General features: G+C 47.6%; 14 protein-coding genes. All 14 read right to left on the bottom strand.

The window, feature by feature from the left end:
- Positions 1-38 precede the first annotated feature (38 nt).
- Entirely contained in the window at positions 39-2420 is a 2382-nt protein-coding gene (gene secA, locus HMPREF3090_RS05415; protein WP_067972768.1) for a preprotein translocase subunit SecA, read from the bottom strand.
- A gap of 289 nt (positions 2421-2709) precedes the next feature.
- Complete coding sequence (locus tag HMPREF3090_RS05410; RefSeq protein ID WP_067972771.1) at positions 2710-2991, bottom strand: type II toxin-antitoxin system HicB family antitoxin; 282 nt, start codon at positions 2989-2991, stop codon at positions 2710-2712.
- Between the two features lie 732 nt (positions 2992-3723).
- Positions 3724-4764: a YeiH family protein gene (locus tag HMPREF3090_RS05405; protein WP_067972774.1), complete on the bottom strand. Its 1041-nt coding sequence runs from the start codon at positions 4762-4764 to the stop codon at positions 3724-3726.
- A 176-nt stretch (positions 4765-4940) separates the two neighbouring features.
- Complete coding sequence (locus HMPREF3090_RS05400) at positions 4941-5738, bottom strand: metal ABC transporter permease (protein WP_067972775.1); 798 nt, start codon at positions 5736-5738, stop codon at positions 4941-4943.
- Positions 5696-6391 (bottom strand): metal ABC transporter ATP-binding protein, encoded by a 696-nt coding sequence (locus HMPREF3090_RS05395; RefSeq protein ID WP_067972778.1) that lies wholly within the window; start codon positions 6389-6391, stop codon positions 5696-5698. The genes HMPREF3090_RS05400 and HMPREF3090_RS05395 overlap by 43 nt, the downstream gene beginning before the upstream one ends.
- An 11-nt stretch (positions 6392-6402) precedes the next feature.
- On the bottom strand, positions 6403-7395 hold the full coding sequence (locus HMPREF3090_RS05390; protein WP_067972781.1) for a metal ABC transporter solute-binding protein, Zn/Mn family: 993 nt from the start codon (positions 7393-7395) through the stop codon (positions 6403-6405).
- Positions 7396-7519: 124 nt separating this feature from the next.
- Complete coding sequence (ispE, locus tag HMPREF3090_RS05385) at positions 7520-8389, bottom strand: 4-(cytidine 5'-diphospho)-2-C-methyl-D-erythritol kinase (RefSeq protein WP_067972783.1); 870 nt, start codon at positions 8387-8389, stop codon at positions 7520-7522.
- 144 nt (positions 8390-8533) lie between these two features.
- On the bottom strand, positions 8534-8770 hold the full coding sequence (locus HMPREF3090_RS05380) for a Veg family protein (protein WP_067972785.1): 237 nt from the start codon (positions 8768-8770) through the stop codon (positions 8534-8536).
- A gap of 110 nt (positions 8771-8880) precedes the next feature.
- On the bottom strand, positions 8881-9594 hold the full coding sequence (locus HMPREF3090_RS05375; protein ID WP_067972788.1) for an aspartate/glutamate racemase family protein: 714 nt from the start codon (positions 9592-9594) through the stop codon (positions 8881-8883).
- Between the two features lie 23 nt (positions 9595-9617).
- Positions 9618-10835, bottom strand: coding sequence for a carboxylate--amine ligase (locus HMPREF3090_RS05370; protein WP_067972790.1), 1218 nt, complete (start codon positions 10833-10835; stop codon positions 9618-9620).
- 13 nt (positions 10836-10848) lie between these two features.
- Positions 10849-12768 (bottom strand): asparagine synthase (glutamine-hydrolyzing), encoded by a 1920-nt coding sequence (gene asnB, locus HMPREF3090_RS05365; RefSeq protein WP_067972793.1) that lies wholly within the window; start codon positions 12766-12768, stop codon positions 10849-10851.
- A 100-nt stretch (positions 12769-12868) separates the two neighbouring features.
- Complete coding sequence (rsmA, locus tag HMPREF3090_RS05360; RefSeq protein ID WP_067972796.1) at positions 12869-13753, bottom strand: 16S rRNA (adenine(1518)-N(6)/adenine(1519)-N(6))-dimethyltransferase RsmA; 885 nt, start codon at positions 13751-13753, stop codon at positions 12869-12871.
- Entirely contained in the window at positions 13750-14334 is a 585-nt protein-coding gene (gene rnmV / locus HMPREF3090_RS05355) for a ribonuclease M5 (protein WP_067972800.1), read from the bottom strand. Before rnmV ends, rsmA begins: the two co-directional genes overlap by 4 nt.
- Positions 14327-15136 (bottom strand): TatD family hydrolase, encoded by an 810-nt coding sequence (locus HMPREF3090_RS05350; protein ID WP_067972803.1) that lies wholly within the window; start codon positions 15134-15136, stop codon positions 14327-14329. The genes rnmV and HMPREF3090_RS05350 overlap by 8 nt, the downstream gene beginning before the upstream one ends.
- Positions 15137-15194: the final 58 nt, after the last annotated feature.

Here is a 15194-nt window from a genome sequence, read left to right as displayed (position 1 = left end):
CAATCATCCGAGTCTAAGCGCCAAGTCTCACACCCTTATTATACTTGTTGGCGTTGGAGGTTTTGGCGGATTTGTGAGTTCATGAAGAGGAGGCTGGCGTCGTATTCGATGCCTGCTACCATTTCGTTGAAGCGTTCAAAGCCTTCTGTTTGGTATTCGACGAGTGGGTTGTTTTGAGCATATGCACGTAAACCTACCCCTTGGCGCAATTGGTCCATGGCATCGATATGGTCGGTCCAGCGGCTGTCAACAGCGCGTAGAATAACCACTTTCTCAAATTCCAAGATCAGGTCTGGGTTTGAGATGTCGTTTAACTTACTTTGGAAGCGGTCCTGGGCCCGGTCTTTGAGTTCTTCTTTCATCTCATCAGGGTCCAAGTCTTCCAAGTCACGTTGGGACATGTCATTTTCTGTCAAGAGAACGGTTTGAACGAAGTCGGTTAGGGCTTCGTAATTCCAATCCGATTCATCGCCAGCTGTATATTGGTCAACGACACGGTCAATGGTTCGGTCAATCATTTGCCACATAATGTCATCGAGGGAATCTTCTTCCTCGATAATTTGTTGACGCTGGTCATAGATAATCTCCCGTTGTTCACGCATCACTTCATCGTATTCCAGTACGTTCTTCCGGGTATCGTAGTTGTTCCCTTCCACACGTTTTTGGGCAGATTCCACTTGTTTGGAGATCATCCGGCTTTCAATGGCAACATCATCTTCGCCGTCGCCATCAATATTTAAACTTTCCCAAACCGCTTTAACCCGGTCTGAACCGAAGCGGCGCATGAGGTCATCCTCTAGGGACAGGTAGAATCGTGAATAACCAGGGTCCCCTTGACGGCCTGACCGTCCACGCAACTGGTCATCGATCCGCCGCGATTCATGGCGTTCGGTCCCGATAACCGCTAAGCCGCCAGCTTCCTTAACCCCGGGCCCCAACTTAATGTCAGTCCCCCGGCCGGCCATATTGGTTGCGATCGTTACGGCCCCTTTTTGGCCGGCTTGGGCGACGATTTCAGCTTCTTTAGCGTGGTTCTTCGCATTCAAGATATTGTGTGGCACCCCACGTTTGCTGAGAAGATTGGAGAGTAATTCCGAGGTTTCGACCGCTACCGTCCCGACCAGGACAGGTTGGCCATCTTGGTAGCGTTCTTGGATTTCATCGGCAACCGCTTCAAACTTAGATTCCAAGTTAGGGTAAATAATATCTGGGGCATCGATCCGTTGCACAGGGCGGTTGGTTGGAATCTGAATCACGTTCATATTGTAGATTTCACGGAATTCTTCTTCCTCCGTCTTAGCAGTACCGGTCATCCCCGCTAATTTATCGTACATCCGGAAATAATTCTGGAAGGTGATCGTTGCCATAGTCTTCGATTCGTTTTGAATTTCGACATTTTCTTTAGCTTCAATGGCTTGGTGGAGACCATCCGAATAACGACGGCCATCCATAATCCGACCGGTAAAGCCGTCAACGATCTTAACTTCACCCTCTTGGACCACATAGTCAATATCCAGAAGCATAATATAGTTAGCACGTAAGGCCGTATCGATATGGTGGATCAAACGCCCATTCTCCACATCATAGAGATTATCCAAGTGGAAGACATCTTCTGCCTTCTCAATCCCCTCTTCAGTCAGGCTGATCGTCTTGGAACTGACATCGATCACATAGTCTTCATCTTCTTGCAGGCTCTTCACAAAGTAGTCCGCCCGTTGGTAGAGCGCCGTAGACTGTTCAGCTTGGCCAGAAATAATCAAAGGTGTCCGCGCCTCATCGATCAAGATGGAGTCTACCTCATCGACAACCGCGTAGTGGAGCGGACGTTGGACCATTTGACTCTTGTAGACCACCATGTTATCGCGGAGGTAGTCAAAGCCCAATTCATTATTGGTCGAATAGGTAATGTCACAGTTATAGGCTTCACGTTTTTGGTCGGAAGACATGTCATTGGTATTCAAACCAACTGTTAGCCCTAAGAATTCGTAAAGCTCACCCATCTCAACTGAGTCCCGGCGCGCCAAATAATCATTAACCGTTACCACATGGACGCCCTTGCCTGATAAGGCATTCAGATAGACAGGCATGGTTTCCGTCAAGGTCTTACCTTCCCCAGTCTTCATTTCGGCAATGTTCCCATAGTGTAGGGCAAGCCCGCCCATAATTTGGACATGGAAAGGGTAGAGTCCGAGCACCCGACGCGCCCCTTCGCGGACGGTTGCGAAGGCTTCAACCAGCACATCTTCCTCGGTCTCACCGTTCTGCAAACGTTCCTTAAAGGATTCCGTCTTTGCCCGGAGCTGGTCATCTGAATACTCAGCGAACTTATCCCCTAAGGCCTCAACTTTCTTCGCTTGTTTGTTGAAGCGACGCAATTCTTTCCGGTCATTTTCAAATATTGATTTCAAAAAGCTAGCCATTCTATTCTCCTTATCTGGTCAATTGCGGCTATCGCTTGTTAACCCAATTGATTATCTTCATATATCTCATTATTTTATCATGCTTTATCCTAAAATTGAACCTTAGAGCCCGCTTATAAAGGGCAAAGGCACACTTATTTCTATTTTAACACAGTTAGCGCCTTAAATGGAAGATAGTGAAAAATGCCCTGTTAAAATAGGGAAAAATTAAAAAATGACTCTTACTTGGAAGAGTCACTGTTGGTTAAATGCTAAGTATGTACTTGTCCTGTTCAAGAAAGAGTCAAACTCACTCGCCTGATAGAAAATGCTTCTCTTTGGCCTGGTCGAGGTCGACTTCAATCGGAAGAAGTAGGGCATCTTCAGGAACTAATAAATCATCAGGCAAGGAGGGTGCGGGGATAGGGTCTCCTTCTTCTTCAGCGGTAATTAACCAGCCTTCGAGGAGATCTTTAGCCATATATAAGGCCTCGTCCATATCCTCGCCGCACGAAAAGGCACCCTCCAAGTCAGGAAATTCAATAGCAAACTGGCCAGCTGATGGAGTAAAAATAGCATAGTACAAATACATCCGTACATGTCCTTTCTCTCTAAATGTGCTGGACTAGCAAAAACCAGCTTTTCTATCGTGAGAAGATGCGAAAGTTTTATTTCTTCCCATATTTTTGTTCATCTTTTACCGTTGTGTAGACCGTCAAGCCTAAACCGACAATGGTAGTTACAGTCAATAAGATTAACAAGACACATGTAGTTGCTGACATAGTATAAGCCCCCATATTTTTGATACAGTACATTTTAGAATTAAGCTAGGCACCTAGATAGGCAAAAATAATGCCATGTAAGTTTCATAATATCATTTACTTAGCCCAAGTAATGAAAGGATAACTTCGTATAACGCAATCTAATGATAACATAAGTAGAAATACAGGCCAACATTTAACAGTAGCTGTCTCCTTTTTCGACAGCAATAGAATTGAAAACATAGGTGGAGACGAAAAGTTACTAATGGACACTCTTAATCTTTAGCTTGAATCGACGGGCACCTCAGCTTATTCAAACCCGTATTGCATAAGTCGTTCCTCCACTCTAAGAACTGAAAATACTCGATCTGGTACAATATGGCCATTGGAGTCGGCCAAGAATTTCTAATATAAAAAAGCATCTGCCCAGTCCACAGAAAAAGGCAAATGCTTTTTTGATTTTTTAAACAGTATTGGGACAGGGCATGTAGATACCAGCCTCACTTACCACAAGCTAGTCGACAAGCAATCCCCCTGCTCGATAGCAGTATTCCTCCACCATCCTACCAGAAGCCTAGCACATATTGGAGCCCTAAGCTCACCAGAGTAATAGCAATCCAACAAGCGGCCCCTAAACCCAGGGCACTAGCACCCGAGCGTAAGAGCTTGACCAAGTCGGTATTCAAACCAATGGCTGCCATGGCCCAAACGATCAGAAACTTACTGGCCCATTTGAAGGGAGCGAAAAGACTTTCTGGTAAGCCGATAGCCAGGCAGATGGTTGTGAGGAGCGAAGCCAGAACGAAATAAATAATAAATTGAGGGAGGCTGGCTTTAATTTTTTGGCCCCAGGTCAAGTTAGTAGGCGTTTCTTCCCCGTGACGGCTGCGCCAGAAACTCAGACCGAGCGTGATTGGAATAATGGCCAGGGTCCGAGTCAATTTCACAGTAATAGCCTTGTCTAGGGTTTCGGTCCCTAAGTTAAAGAGGCTATCCCAGGTGGAAGCCGCCGCTGTCACAGATGAGGTATCATTGACCGCTGTCCCTGCAAAGATACCAAAGGCTTCCCCAGTCGTGGTATCGAAGCCCAGCCATTGACCTAGACTTGGAAAAATCAAGGCTGCTAGGACGTTGAAGAAGAAAATCACGGAAATCGCCTGGGCGACTTCCTCTTCTTCGGCTTCGATGACAGGTGCGGTTGCAGCTATGGCTGACCCGCCACAAATAGACGACCCTACCCCAACCAAGGTAGCCGTCTTCGTATCAATATTCAAATAACAGCTAAAAATAAAGGCTACCAAGAGGGCAATTGAAATTGTTGAGAGAATAATGGGTAAGGAGCTCAAGCCGGTTTCAATCACCACCGAAAGATTAAGGCCAAAACCTAGTAAGACAACAGCAGCTTGTAATAAGACCTTACTCGAAAAACGAATTCCTGGTTGAAAAGCTGCTCCAGCAGTCCAAAATAGAGCTATAATCATTCCCATTAAAATAGCAAAAACAGGTCCCCCAATGATAGGAAAAGCCTGTCCCAAAAAATGTGCTGGGACTGCAATAGCTAAAGATAAAATCAGCCCTGGCAACAATTGACGATTAATTTTCATAAGATGCCTTCTTTCTAAATCATAAAGGACGGTCTAAAACCGTCACTTTTTTCTCATTAAATCACAGGACGGCCCTTTTTTCCAATCAATTTTATTTTCCTAATGATCACTAGTACTTATTTTATCCGCCAAGTCATATAAAAAGCCCTCTTCTGTCGAAGGAGGGCTCGCTTGGTCTAATCTTTAAGCTTGAGGTAAAGGCTTTGGGCCATGAAGATCACAATGAATAAAGCGGCAATTGTAGCGCCAGGTGGGGTGTCGAAGTAATAGGATACCGTCAACCCACCCAGCATGCCAATGAGGGACAGGATAACCGCCAGGTAAATCACCTGGTTGAAGTGGCGGGCTATCCGCATAGCAATCGCTGCTGGCATGATGATAATAGCAGAAACCAAGAGGGAGCCCGCAATCGGCATCATAATGGAAATGGCTATCCCTGTCACCACAGAGAAAAGAACAGAAATTAAGCGGGTAGGCAGGCCTGCCGTATAGGCGGTGTCCTCATCAAAAGATAGGACATACAAGATCCGCTGGTTGACCAGGTAGGCCAGACCAACAATAACAGCTAGGCCAATCAATAAGCCAATCTGCAAGGGGGAGATAGCAACAATTGAACCGAAGAGATAGGATTCGATACTGGCTGCCGAATCGACCCGGGACAAAAGGAGTAGGGCCAAGGCCATACCGCCTGACATCAGCATAGCGATCGAGATATCTGAATAATTACTGTAGACCCGTCTGAGGTATTCTAACAACAAGGCAGCCAGGATAACCAAAGCAATCGTGGTCAAAGTCGGTTCCAAGCCAAGCAAATAACCCAAGGCCACGCCAGCTAGGGAAATATGGGCCAAGGTATCCGCCATTAGAGACTGCTTACGGAGGATTAAGAAGAGCCCTAAAATTGGCGTGAAGAGTGCCATAGCTAGACAGGCTATGACGGCTCTTTGCATGAAGTCATACTGAAGCATCTCCATGGGGTGCCCTCCTCTCTGACTAAGTGAATCTGTTTGTCGAAGTAATCTTTTAGGGATAGGTCCTCATGGGTTACCATAAGGATTGCCTTAGCGTGGTTGCGGGTATTGTGGCGGAGCAAGTCATAGAAATTCTTGCGCGACTCAATATCCATCCCTGTTGTCGGTTCATCCAGGATGAAGAGATCGGGATCCGTTGCAAAAACCCGGGCCAGGCAGATTCGCTGCTTCTGCCCGCCTGACAAGTCGCCGATCCGCTCATTGCGCTGTTCCCACATGCCAACGGAGTCAAAGGCGCGGCGGATATGGTCTTCATCCTCCTGGTCGAGGCGCTTAAACCAACGATTCTGTTGGTAGCGCCCGGACTGTACAAATTCATAGACCGTCGACGGAAAGCCCGCATTGAAGGAAGAAATACTTTGGGGCACATAGCCGACTTGTAATTTTTTGCCTTGAAAATTCGTCTTGGCAATCCGGCAATGGCCTTTTTCGGGTTCGAGTAGGCCCAGGATATTCTTCAACAAGGTGGTCTTAGCCGCCCCATTTTCCCCAGTTAAAATGACAAATTCGCCGGGATCCACGGTAAAACTAATATTATTTAAGACTGGCTCCTCATTGTAAGAGAAGCGCAAGTCATCTACTTCAATATAATGCATAATCCACTCCTTTACTTCAGTCCGGCCTCAAGATTGCTTAAATTCTGCCGCATCAAGCTGAGATAGCCTTTGCCATTAGCTTCTACTGACGCATCAGGAGACTCCATCGAAGTCAGGCTGCTGGTTTCAATGCCTGTATCGTGGGCAATGGTATCGGCTAATTTAGAAGAGCCGCCCTGCTGGAAGAAGATCACTTCGATGCCACGCTGGCGGATGAAGTCTTCCAATTGAGCTAATTTCGCAGGAGACAGGCTAGCTGTTGAATCGACACTGGTCAAGGCAATCTGCTCCAAGTCATAGCGGGAAGCCAGGTAATTAAAGGCCGCGTGGTCAACCACAAAGTGCCGGTCTTTTTTATCAGCTAAGGCCTGGTTAAAGTCCTGGTCCAACTGGTCCAATTCTTCGATAAAAGCCTTGGCATTGGCCTGGTAGTCTGCTCGGTGGTCCGGGTCACGGTCTGACAGGGCATCGGCAATGCCCTGAACTTCTTGCTGGGCGAGGACTGGGTCCAACCAAGTATGTGGATCCTTGGCATGGACATGGAGGTCGCCCTCTGCGTGGTCGTGGGCATCTTCCCCTTCTTCCTCATGGTCGTGGTCATGGCCTTGGTGGTGGACCCCATCGATGGTTGTCACCTGACCGTCCATCAGATCCAGCTGACCCGCCGCCTCATGGACTGCAACCTGGTCTTGGTTGAGGCTATCGAGCATGGCAGGAACCCAGGTCTCCATCTCCTTACTGTTATAGACAAAGAGGTCCGCTTGCTCTAAATCGGCTAAATTTTTAGCGCTAGGCTCGTAGTCATGGACTTCTTGACCATTAGCAATCATGACCTGAACGTCTGCATGGTCCCCCGCCACCTCCTGGGTCAAGGCCTGGATGGGGTAAAAACTCGTCATTACTTGCAACTTATCCCCCGACCCGGCACTTTGCTGGGGCGATTGGCAGGCAGAGACCAGGAAGGCCAGGGGCAAAAGCAAGAGGTAAATATATTTTTTCTTCATAGCTGACTCCTTTCATCAAGGTTAGTCGGAATTGTTACGATTTAATACATTATAAGATAGCACAAAACTTAAGTCGCTGCAATAAAAAAAGTTGAGTTTCCTCAACTTTTCCTTTCTCCAAGCCTTAAAGCCCGGTCCCCTGCTGCAAGACAGGGACCACATAGACTTCTTTGCAGAAGCCACGCAAGGCATTATACACATGTTTAGCCCGGTTCGATGTTGGGGCAAAACCAATCACCGTCGAGCCTGTTCCGGTCATGGTCACGCCCTCCGCCCCAAATTTCTGCATCTTGGCCTTTAACTTATTCAAAATCGGATAATTCCAAAAGACCAAATCTTCGAGCATATTTCCTGTCGCTTGGACTAAGTCTTGGTAAGATTGCTTATGAATGGCTTGAAGGACTGCCGGTGTATTTCCTTGATCCGGCAAGTCATTAGGATCCAGGTCTTGTAAGATCTTATCTGTTGATACAGAAAGCGGTGGCTTGGCTAGGACTAACCAAGAAGCTGGAAGAGCTGGAAGGGCCTGGAGCTGATCTCCCTGCCCTGTCACATGTTGGATGCCGCCGAGCAAACAATAAGGTGCATCCGCATCAATCTGCAAAGCCAATTGCAAGAGCTCATCTGTCGAATAATGCAAGTCCCAGAGTTTATTAACAGCCCGCAAAACAGCTGCTGCATCGGAACTTCCTCCGCCCAGGCCAGCAGAGACGGGAATCCGTTTCTCAATAATAATATCTAAGCCACGGTCTACTTGGCTAGCTTCCTTAATCAAGTCCGCCGCACGATAAGCATGGTTCCTGGCATCATTAGGGAGGAAGCTCCGGCTAGTCCGCACCACAATTTCTTGGTCGGAGCGTTCTTGGATGGTCAGACGGTCCGAAAGATCAACCGAGGCCATCACCATGTCATAGTGCCACTGCCCCTTATCCGCCTGGTAGATCAAGTCCTGGGATAGGTTAATCTTGGCTGCTGCTTTCTCAATAATCGACACACTGCCACCCCCTCATTATAGTTTACTTATTATCTTGAATTTTAGCATGACCTGCCCTTTAAATAAAGCAAAGCCGCTTTTCTCCAAGACCTTTAATCCTCCAATGAGAAAAAGGCTAGGACACCATGCCTAGCCTCAACTTCTCTAATTATTAAATTCAATTTCAACGCTTTCTGTTAAGACATCCGTGTAACTGTAACAGACACGTTCAAATTGATTTTGATCCTGGTCAAGTTCAACAACAAAAACAGCTGGAAAAGTGTCACTCAAAATCCCTTCGCGAACGGTAATCCGTTTACGTCCAGTTTGTTGAGTGACCTGGATACGGCGCCCAAGCTTCTCATCCAAAGCTGCTTTGATCGCTGCTAAGTTCCCTGACATTCTATCACTCCTCTAATGTTAACTATTATAACACATACGTTGACTTTATGCAATAGCACAAATGAGCGATAGAGTCAAGACTTGACCTTATTTTCTTAGCTATTTTTTACTTAGCTATTAACTTCTTTCCCCTGACTTTGAATACCCTGGCGGACGACTTCAGCCACTAATAATTTCTCCGCATCAATGATGGGAAAAGCCTTCTTCGGATCATGACTATTGACATAGGAAACTTCCGTACAACCCAGGATTACGGCTGATGCGCCCTGGTCCATAAAATCAGAAAGAATTTCCTCATAGAGACTAAGGTCAGCAAGCGCTTGGTTCTTGACCTGGTCATAAATCAAGGTCATGATCTTCTCTTGCAGGGCTTCGTCTGGGGCCAAGGGCTGGCAACCTGCTCGCTCAATGGTCCGGTGGTAGAGTCCGCTCTGGCTCGTCCCCTTGGTCGCACAGATACCAATTTTCTCCCCTTGGTGGTCAGCCAAAGCTTCTTCAACGAGTGTCAACATATTTATAATAGGCAGTTCTGTTGCTGCCTGCAGGTCATCGAAGAAATAATGGGCCGTATTACAAGGGATAGCCAAGAAATCTGGCCCTAAACTTTCGATTTGTTTAATATCTTCTATTAGAGGCTCAACAGGGCTCGCCTGGTCGTGGTCTAAGATATAGGCGGTCCGATCGGGAACCGTTGCATGGTTAAAGAGGATATAGTTCAAATAAGCCTGGTCGCTTTCTGGACGATATAGCTTATTCATTTCTTCTAAAAAGTTCGTGGTCGCAACAGTCCCCATCCCTCCTATAATGCCAAAGAAATGTTTCATAGTACCTCCCTCTACAGAGCCGGTTAAAGCTGGCCTGTTTCTTTAAATTTGCGGTAGTAATTGAGCTCCGATGCTTTCACATAGAGCTTGCGCCGCCAGTGGTTGTCATAAGGATAAGCTAGGGGATTAAAGACCTGTCTCTCTTGGTAGAGGCCCTTCACCTGGTCAGCATATGCTGTGCCTAAGAGGCGGCGCTTAACCAAGCCCCGAGGCAGGACCGTAAATAAGGCCGGTGTCGCCTCGAAACTATCAGGCACTGGTCGCCCAAAGAGATAGTCTTCAATGTAATAGTAGACAGGGTTTTGCCCACCTGCCGTCACATAATAATTGGACAGGCCCAAGCGTGGATTCAATTCAAAGAAGACAAAAGCCTCCCGGTCATGATCGTAGATTAAGTCGAAATTAGCATAACCTGTAAAATCATAGGCTGTCATTAAGGCCTCCACATGGCGGTAAACCTCCTCATGTCCATTCTCACTCAGAATAGCCAGGTGGTTCCCCGCTGCGCTGGCCGACCGGTCTTCAACCATGACCCGTCCAAAAGCTGTCAGCTTAATCTGCTTATCATGAGGTGAGCGGTAGGCGGTCACCACAGCTTGATCGGTATCTGCCCCTTCGATGAAGTCTTGGACAATGATAGGGTCTGGATAGCCTCCCTGGCGCATGAGCTGGATGGCTGTCTGGGCTTCCTCGGGATTATCGCAGAAATAAATCTTCCGCTTCCCTTCAAAATGCAGGACCTGGTAGCTTGGAGTGATTGCTGGTTTAACCACTAACTTCCCACTCGCTGCAGCCGGCACTTGGTCGTCAGCAACTTGCCAAGTATGGGGGTAAGGGACTCCTACTTCCTCACACTTGGCATAGAATTTGGCTTTATCAGTTGCTTCTTCCAGGGTTGCCAGGTCGACATAAGGAACGGTCCAGCCGGCTTCCTCAAAAATATCGCGGTGGCTAATCAAATGCTCCGTGAAGGTATCTTCAGAAGCCAGAACAATCTTAGCCGCTTCTGGATAGTCCCGGTCTACCCGGTCTCTAATTTCAATGAAATGCTCGCGCAAATTATCGGTTAAATCAGGATAAATATGCTTGTTGACAATTTTGGAATGGGCAACGGGGCCGGCATCCATGGTCACATTCAATTCTGTTTTGATCCCGTACTGCTCATGGAAGGCCCGTGCAATGCTATAGGCTCCCTTATTCCCCAAGAAGAGAACAGGAACAAATGCTGGTAAATTGGACATAGCTTGGCTCCTTTTACGCGATATCGGCTGTTTCAGGGGCCAGGGTCTTGCAAGCCCCCTGATCTTTGATGAAGTAGATGGTATACCATAAGAGGAAGACATAGACCGCATAAATTTGGTGGCCTAAGTCAGCCTTCTCTTGGCGGTGGTCCTCGAGTAATTGGAGGAGGGTTTCTTGGTCAAAGAATTCAGCCGCTAAGTCACTTTCAAACATAGCCTTAATATTGGAATAGAAAGGTTCTTCCCGTAACCAGTGACGGATAGGGGTTGGGAAGCCGAGTTTCTTCCGTTTGGCCCATTCTTCAGGCAAGACATCTTCAGCTGCTTTACGAAGGGCGACCTTGGTTTGCTTAGCCGTTGTCCGGTATTCGTCTGGAATTCCCTTAGCCATCTCCATGACTTCCTTATCCAAGAAAGGCACGCGGAGTTCGAGGGAATGGGCCATACTCATCTTGTCTGCCTTGAGCAAGATATCGCCTGGCATCCAAACATTCAAGTCCAGATACTGCATCTTTTGTAGGTCACTTTGGCCCGCCACTTGGGCATAGTAAGGGGCACAGATGTCCGTCGAGGTCTGATTGGACCGGTATTTTTCATTGAGGATAGCATGGGCTTGGGCATCTGGGAAGACCAGGGCCTGGCCGATAAATTTCTCTTCCACTGGAGTCACTGACCGTTCCGCCAATTGTTTGAGACGGGAAGGTTTTTGCCCCGATGGTAGGAGGCGGTTGATGAAGCGGCGCATGCCTAGAGGCAGTTTGTTGTAGTAATCCTTCTCAATATGGGAAGGTTGGTACCATTCATAGCCCCCAAAGAGTTCATCGGCTCCCTCACCAGATAGGACAACGGTCACATTTTCAGCAGCTAATTGATTGAGGAAGTAGAGGGGAACAATAGAGTAGTTGGCATCTGGTTCATCCAAGTAGTAGATGATATCTTCCAAGTTGTCGAAGGCTTGTTGTCCTGAGATATAGCGGCTCTTGTTTTCGATTCCGAGTTGTTCTGATAATTTTTGGGCATGGACGGTTTCATTAAACATATCTTCATATTCTTTAAAGCCCACTGAGAAGGACTGTTGGGGCTCAAGTAAGGCGGTAACCAAGCTTGAGTCTACCCCACCGGATAGGAAGGAGCCCACTTTAACATCGGACATAGCATGGAGTTCCACTGATTCATCGATCGATGCCTTGATTTTTTCCACATAGTAATCGATATCTTCTTGGGCAGGCTCACTCGTTTCATCATGGAAGGCCTTGTCCCAATATTTCACAGTCTTCATTTTGCCATTTTGGTAGAGCATATAGTGGGCGGGTTCTAACTTGTAGACCCCCTTAAAGAAAGTTTCATCTAAAGGATTGTACTGGAAGGTCAAGAAAGGTTGGATGGCTTCCTTATTCAAGGCCTTGATGAAGTTCGGATGGTCGAGGAAGCTCTTGATTTCGGAGCCGAAGAGCAAGCTGCCATCTGTTGTATAGTCCGTATAGTAGAGGGGCTTAATCCCAAAACCGTCACGGGCTAAGAGGGCACGTTTTTCTTGGGTATCCCAGATACAGAAGGCGAACATCCCCCGTAATTTACCCACAATATCTTCGCCGTATTCTTCAAAACCACGGATAATGACTTCACTATCTGTCTCTGAAATAAATTCATAACCTTTTGCCTTAAGGTCCTTGCGCAAGGTCTTGTAGTTATAGATTTCACCATTAAAGACCATGACGTAACGGCCATCTCTGCTGTAGAAAGGTTGGTTCCCACAATCGCTCAGGTCAATAATCGACAAGCGACGAAAGCCTAGGGAGATATCATCATCTGTGTAGACACCTGCACTATTAGGCCCCCGGTGGACAATTCGTTCCATCATGGCATCTAGTATTTCTTTATCATTTTCAAGTTTACGGTCGGCACCATAGATATATCCGACAAAACCACACATAATTATTACCTCATTTTTTTAATTTTTTCGCATTTCTCTATCTTCTATCTCTTTATTATAACGAATGCTCGGTCCTTTAAGTCTAAAAGATTTGTAAAAATTAAGAACATCCCGCTTCATTCAAAGCATCACTCAAGCGAGCAAACTCTTCAATACTCAGAGTCTCAGCCCGGCGCTTGGGATCAATTTCAGCCTGTGCCAAGGCTTCCTCTACCCGGCCCAAGACTTGAGGATCCTTGCCAAAGAATTGACGAAGATTATTCCACAAGGTCTTACGCCGCTGCTTGAAGCTGGCCCGCACCAGGCGGAAGAAGAAGTCTTCATCTTGGACAGAGACCTTGGCTTGAGGACGGCGCTTCAGGTAGAGAATGGCCGAGTCCACATTCGGACGCGGTTTAAAGACCGTACGGGGCACTGTGAAGGCAATCTCAGCCTCGCAGTAATAATCGATAGCGATCGTTAAGGACCCGTAAGCCTTGGAATGCGGGGCAGCGGTCAATCGTTCCGCTACTTCTTTTTGCATCATAAGGACAAATCCGTCAAAACGCAGGCCGGATTCTAAGAGCTTAAAGATAATTGGCGTCGTGATGTAGTAAGGCAGGTTGGCCACTACTAGCAAGCGGTCATCTGCTGAGAAATACTGACTGACCGTCTCTGCAATATCCACTTCCAAGATATCAGCGTGAAGGACATGGATATTGTCATAGTCGCTCAGCTCATTAGCCAAAACCGGCAGCAAGCGTTGGTCCAATTCGAAGGCCAGAACTTCTTTGCCTTCCTGGGCCAGGACCTCTGTTAAAGCCCCGATACCGGGACCGATCTCGATCACATTCGTTGCTTTGTCAATTTCTCCTGTGGCTACCATATCCGCTAAGACTTGGGGCTCCATTAGGAAGTTTTGCCCCAGGCTCTTCTTGGCTTCCAAGTGGTAGCGTTTGAGTATTTCATTAGTACGCGAAGGTGTTGCGATTAATTTCTTTTTCATAGGTCCTCCTCAGCTTGGTCCGCTTCATAGTCGGCCATGACTTCTTTGACACGTTCAATGGGAATCTGGAACATCTGCAAGCGTTTGGCTAATTGTTTACCATTGCTGTGGCCGATATAGAGTTGTTCGGCCAGATAGTCCCGGCGCTGCTGGGCGTCCTTCCCTCCTAACAGACCCAGGTCAAGGAGGGCTGAGCGGTCAACCGCCTGGACGCCTGCGTCTTGGTCCACCACCGTGTAAACCCGGTCTAGGGCCTGGCGGATGGCTGCTTCAGAAGCATGCTCAACCCCCAGGCTGGCCCGAAGCGATGACGACCGAGCATCTTCTCTTGAAATAAAGGCATGTTGGACGCCCGGCACAGCCGTCTGAATGGCCTGACGGATTTTCGTTCCCGAAATATCCGGGTCTGTAAAGACAATAACCCCCTTGACCGCTTGAGCCTGGCGGATCTGATCGAGGATGGTCTCATTGAGGGCCGAGCCTCCTGTCTCAATCGTATAGACATCAAAAATTTCTTGGAGCCGCCGCGTATCATCGCGGCCCTCGACCACGATCACTTCTTTTATCTTGTCCTTAGCCATCTGCTTGCCCTTTCTTCTGGAAAGTTTGGCCATCATAAGTCCGATTAAAGAAGCGGCAAGCATTGTCAAAGGTCAACTGAGCAAAGTCTTCATAAGACATATCTAATTCATCAGCTAGCCGGTTGCAGACATAGCGCACCAAGTGACTGCCATTCTTTTGCCCGCGCTTAGGTTCAGGCGTTAGATAGGGCGAATCCGTTTCAATTAGGATGCGCTCTTTAGGGCAGAGGCGCACCGCTTCTCGCACTTCTTTCGACTTCTTGAAGGTCGAAACGCCACTGAAAGAAAGGTACATGCCTAGGTCTAGGTAAGCCTGAGCCAGGTCTGGGCCATCTCCAAAGTTATGGATGACCCCACCAATTTCACCAATCTTTTCTTCTTTAAGAATTTGGTAAGTGGCTTCCTGGGCATCGCGCGAATGGATAACTACTGGCAGTTCATATTCACGGGCTATGGCTAATTGCTGGCGGAGGACACGCTCTTGGACCTTTCGAGGGCTCTTGTCCCAATGAAAGTCCAGGCCAATTTCGCCCACACCGACTGCCTTGGGATGGGTCAACTGTTGGCGCAGGAGGGCTTCCTCCTCTGGGCCAAAGTCAATCGCATCCACAGGGTGCCAGCCAAAGACTGCCAATAGGTCATCGTTTTGGACCAGCATCTCATTCGCCCGGTCAATACTTTCCCTGTCCGAGCCAATCAAGGTCATCCCCTTGACACCTGCCGCTCTAGCCTTAGCTAAGGCCTGGTCGCGGTCCTCATCAAATTCACTCGCATTCAAGTGGGTATGCGAATCAAATAGCATCTCTTTTCCTTCTTTCTCTCAAGCTTACAAAAATACGCCTTTCCCGTCCAAGTAATAA

The sequence above is a fragment of the Aerococcus sp. HMSC23C02 genome (assembly GCF_001806805.1).
In the GTDB taxonomy this organism is placed as follows: Bacteria; Bacillota; Bacilli; order Lactobacillales; family Aerococcaceae; genus Aerococcus; species Aerococcus sanguinicola.
The sequence above is the reverse complement of the archived record's forward strand: the minus strand, read 5'-3'. Positions and strand labels throughout refer to the sequence as shown.